The 4,204-nt window shown below is 71.8% G+C and carries 4 protein-coding genes and 1 pseudogene; 1 reads left to right on the top strand and 4 read right to left on the bottom strand.

Annotated features, from left to right (window positions below; translation table 11 throughout):
- The first annotated feature begins 203 nt into the window (after positions 1-203).
- Entirely contained in the window at positions 204-449 is a 246-nt protein-coding gene (locus tag P1P70_RS41510) for a hypothetical protein (protein ID WP_319247206.1), read from the top strand.
- Here the strand turns inward: P1P70_RS41510 and P1P70_RS41515 are convergent.
- The 4 genes and pseudogenes from P1P70_RS41515 to P1P70_RS41530 all read right to left on the bottom strand — a co-directional run.
- Positions 432-1,649 (bottom strand): cytochrome P450, encoded by a 1,218-nt coding sequence (locus P1P70_RS41515; protein ID WP_319247208.1) that lies wholly within the window; start codon positions 1,647-1,649, stop codon positions 432-434. The genes P1P70_RS41510 and P1P70_RS41515 overlap by 18 nt on opposite strands.
- A gap of 61 nt (positions 1,650-1,710) precedes the next feature.
- A complete protein-coding gene (locus P1P70_RS41520) occupies positions 1,711-2,376 on the bottom strand; it encodes a response regulator transcription factor (protein ID WP_319247210.1) in 666 nt (221 codons plus the stop codon).
- The gene (locus P1P70_RS41525; RefSeq protein ID WP_319247212.1) at positions 2,373-3,722 is read right to left on the bottom strand and encodes a sensor histidine kinase; all 1,350 of its coding nucleotides are present in this window, start codon (positions 3,720-3,722) and stop codon (positions 2,373-2,375) included. The genes P1P70_RS41520 and P1P70_RS41525 overlap by 4 nt, the downstream gene beginning before the upstream one ends.
- Before the next feature lie 119 nt (positions 3,723-3,841).
- Positions 3,842-4,204, bottom strand: a pseudogene (locus P1P70_RS41530) (alpha/beta hydrolase); the annotation flags it as partial.

Raw genomic sequence — 4,204 nt, forward strand, 5'->3', positions numbered from 1 at the left:
TACGACCACCACCGGCGCACCCACACCACCCACCCGAAGCCCTGAAAAGGTAGCCTCGGTGTGCACACGTCACCGTGCTTCCGCCGTATGAGCGAGCGCACCGGAGCAGTCCGGAGCCGGGGCCGGATCGGGCGAGGGGGCCGGAGTTGGATCGGCAGAGTCTTTCCGGATGTGGCGGGTGTGCGTTGTCGGCGGTGGGTGCGGTGGCCGCGATCCTCGCCTGGGGGACCTCGGACCGGACCCAGCGACATCTGGGAGGCGGCTTCGAGGGCGAGGACATGGACTACACCGTCCTCGCCACCGAGCTCCCCTTCGTCGCCCTGGCCGGGGCAGCCCTCCCCGCCGCCGTCTGCCTGGTGATCGCCCTCCTGGTGGCCCGACGACGGAGGTCGGGGGCCGGTGCCGGGCCGGAGTCCGGCACCGGGGCGCCCTCAGATCTCGACCGTTAGGCCGTCCAGGCCCCGGATCACGAAGTTCGGCTTGCGGGTCGGCTCGGTGGCGAGGGCGAGGGTCGGGGCCTGCTCCAGGAGGGCCGTCATCGAGGCCGCCAGTTCGATACGGGCGAGCGGCGCGCCGATGCAGTAGTGGATGCCCGCGCTGAACGAGATGTGCGGGTTCTCCCGGCGGGTGAGGTCCAGCTTCTCCGGGTCGGCGAAGACGGCCGGGTCGTGGTTCGCCGAGCCGAACAGCATCGCGATCTCCGCGCCCCGGGGGACCGTCGTCCCGTCGATCTCGATGTCGTCCAGCACCCAGCGCTCGAAGAGCTGCAGCGGGGTGTCGTAGCGCATCAGCTCCTCCACCGCCGTCGGCACCAGCGAGTGGTCCGCACGCAGGGCCGCCAGCTGCCCGGGGTTCCGGAACAGCGCCCACCAGCCGTTCACCGTGGCGTTCACCGTCGCCTCGTGGCCCGCGTTCAGCAGCAGCACACAGGTCGAGATCATCTCCTGCTCGGTGAGCCGGTCGCCCTCGTCGTACGCGGCGATCAGGCCCGAGATCAGGTCCTCGCCGGGCTCCGCCCTGCGGTGCGCGATCAGCTCCCGCAGATAGTCCGAGAACTCCACCGACGCTCGTACCGCCCGCTTCGCCGTCTCCTCCGACGGGCTCAGCTCGTACATCCCGCAGATGTCCGCCGACCAGGGCCGCAGCTGCGCCCGGTCCGACTCGGGGATGCCCAGCATCTCGGCGATCACCGCCACCGGCAGCGGCTCGGCGACATCCGCCAGCAGGTCGCCCCCGCCGGCCTCCACCAGTCCGGCCACCAGCTCGCCGGCCAGCTCCCGCACGTACGGCTTCAGCTGCTCCACCGTGCGCGGGGTGAACGCCTTCGAGACCAGCCGCCGGATCCGGGTGTGGTCCGGGGGCTCCAGGTCGAGCATCCCGTGGTCGTTCAGCGTGTGGAACGGCTCGTGCTCCGCAGGCGGGGCGGTGCGGCCGAAGTCCTCGTGCGTGAACCTGTGCTGGTACGTCCGCCCGAGCCGCCGGTCCCGCAGCAGCGCCGAGACGTCCGCGTGGTGCGGGACCAGCCACTGGTTGGTGGGCTCGAAGTACCGCACCCTGCCCCGGGCCCGCAGCTCCGCGTACGCCGGGTACGGGTCGGCCACGAAGTCGGGGTCCCACGGGTCGAAGGCGAGGTCAAGAGCAGCAGCCATGGAGCGACGCTAGCCCGGTTCCCCCGTTCTGACCAGGGGTGTCCTGCCGGCCAGGGGCCGCTCAACCCGGCGTGACCAGTCTCGCCTCGTACGCGAAGACCGCCGCCTGCGTCCGGTCGCGCAGGCCCAGTTTGACCAGGATCCGGCTCACATGGGTCTTGATCGTGGACTCGGCGACCACCAGGCGCTCCGCGATCTCCGAGTTCGACAGGCCCTGGGCGATCAGGACCAGGACCTCGGTCTCACGGTCGGTGAGCTCGCCGTACGCCAGCTGGGTGGCCGCCGAGGGGCGGGGGGCCTGGGCCAGCTTGGAGAACTCCGTGATCAGCCGCTTGGTGACGGACGGCGCGAGGAGCGCCTCACCGGAGGCCACCACCCTTACCCCGTCGGCCAGTTGGCGGGCGGAGGCGTCCTTGAGGAGGAACCCGGAGGCGCCCGCGCGCAGCGCCTGGTACACGTACTCGTCCAGGTCGAACGTGGTCAGCACCAGCACCTTCGCGCCGCCGTCCGACGCCACGATCTGCCGGGTGGCCTCGATGCCGTTCAGCTCGGGCATCCGGATGTCCATCAGGACGACGTCCGGCGACAGCTCCCGGACCCGGTCGACGGCGTCCCGGCCGTTCACCGCCTCGCCGACCACCTCGATGTCCGGCATCGCGCCGAGCAGCACGGAGAAGCCCTCGCGGACCATCATCTGGTCGTCGGCGATCAGCACGCGGATCGTCATGCGTCCACCTCGCTCACGCCGGCCACCGGCAGGAACACCGTCACCTCGTAGCCTCCGTCCTCCGTCTCGCCCGTCGTCATCTCGCCGTTCAGCATGGTGACGCGCTCGCGCATGCCGGTGAGGCCGTGGCCCGTGCCGTGGGTGGACTTCACCAGGGTCACCTCGGGGGACGGACCGTTGACCACGCGCAGCCCGAGGCCGCCGAGGACGTAGCCGATCTCCACACGGGCCGTGGCTCCCGGAGCGTGCCGCAGGGTGTTGCTGAGGGCCTCCTGCACGATGCGGTACGCCGACAGCTCCACGCCCTGCGGGAGTTCACGGACCGCTCCGGTGACCGCCTTGTCGACCGTGAGGCCGGCCTCCCGCACATTGGCGAGCAGGTGGTCGAGGTCGGCGAGGGTGGGCTGGGGGGCGTCCGGGGCCTCGTAGTCCTCGGCGCGGACCACCCCGAGGACGCGGCGCAGCTCGGTGAGCGCGGCCACCGCGTTCTCCCGGATGGTGGCGAAGGCCTGCTCCAGCTCCGGCGGCGGGTTCTCCACGCGGTAGGGCGCGGCCTCGGCCTGGATGGCGACCACGGACATGTGGTGGGCCACCACGTCGTGCAGCTCGCGGGCGATCGTGGTGCGCTCCTCCAGGAGGGTGCGCCGGGAACGCTCGTGCTCGGTCACCGTCAGCTGGGCGGTCACCTCCCGCTGGGCCGTGCGGCGGATGGTCAGGGCGGACGCTGCCAGCATGGACATGGCGGAGACGAAGAGCAGGGGGACCGTGTTGTTCACCGCGTAGTGGCCCCCGCCGAGGGTGGCCTCCATGAACACCCCGTACGCCGCGGTCAAAATCCACATCCAGGCGGCTATGCGCGGCCGCGTGCGCAGGGCCACGACGGTCATCACCACCAGGTGGGCCGCGAAACTGCCGGCCGTCCACGGCCAGTCGTCCCACTGACCGCTGCCCACCGCGGTCAGGGGTGCCGCGATCATGGAGGCCCAGAAGGCCGCCACGGGTCTGATCATGGTCAGCAGGATCGGCAGCAGGGCGAGGACGGCGGCCACCATCGCGCCGAGCCCGTTTCCGTCGTTCCCGGAGGCGGCGATGGGCATCGAGAACAGGCCGGCCGTCACCACGGCCGCGTGCGGGGCCCAAGCCACGTAGGCACGCAGGCGGCCGGAGAACCGACTGGTGAACGGGCCGTCCATCTTCATCGGGGGCATCGGCAGGTAGGCGAACGCGTCGTGGAACAGGTCCTGTCGCAGCCTCTGCCACGCGTCCATCGCCACCCGGAACTCCGGGCTGCTCTGCCTGCCCCCGCCGCGCGAGGGCATCGTCTGCGTCTGGGTCGTCTCGGTCACGTGGGAAACGGTAGGCGGAGGGCGGGTGCGCCGTCGTCACCAGTGAGGAGGGTCTGTCCGGGTCCGTCTCAGGTACTACGGGCGGGTACGGGGCCCCGCCGGACCCGTCGGGGCGGCTCTCACCAGGCCAGCTGCGCGATCTCCTCCACCACCACCGCGCAGGCGTCCGCCGCCGGGTCGATGAGGGGGAAGTGGCCCACGTCCTCCAGCAGGGTCAGGCCGACGACCTCGCCCGCCTTGGCCGCGGCGTCGGCGTACGCCTCGGCGACGGCCTGGGGGACGACGATGTCGGAGCGGCCCTGTACGAGGGTGGTGGCGATGCCGGTGGGGAGGAGGAGCGCCGGGTCGGCGTAGGGGCGGCGGTCCGTGAACTTCTCCTGGCCGCCGAGGAGTTGCGTGGTCGCGCCGCCGCATACGTCGAGCTTCTCGGCCACGGCGAGGTCGGCGATCGGGGCGAGGGCGACCACACCGCGCAACGGGGC

Origin of the sequence: Streptomyces sp. MB09-02B, assembly GCF_033794485.1 — a bacterium.
Lineage (GTDB): Bacteria > Actinomycetota > Actinomycetes > Streptomycetales > Streptomycetaceae > Streptomyces.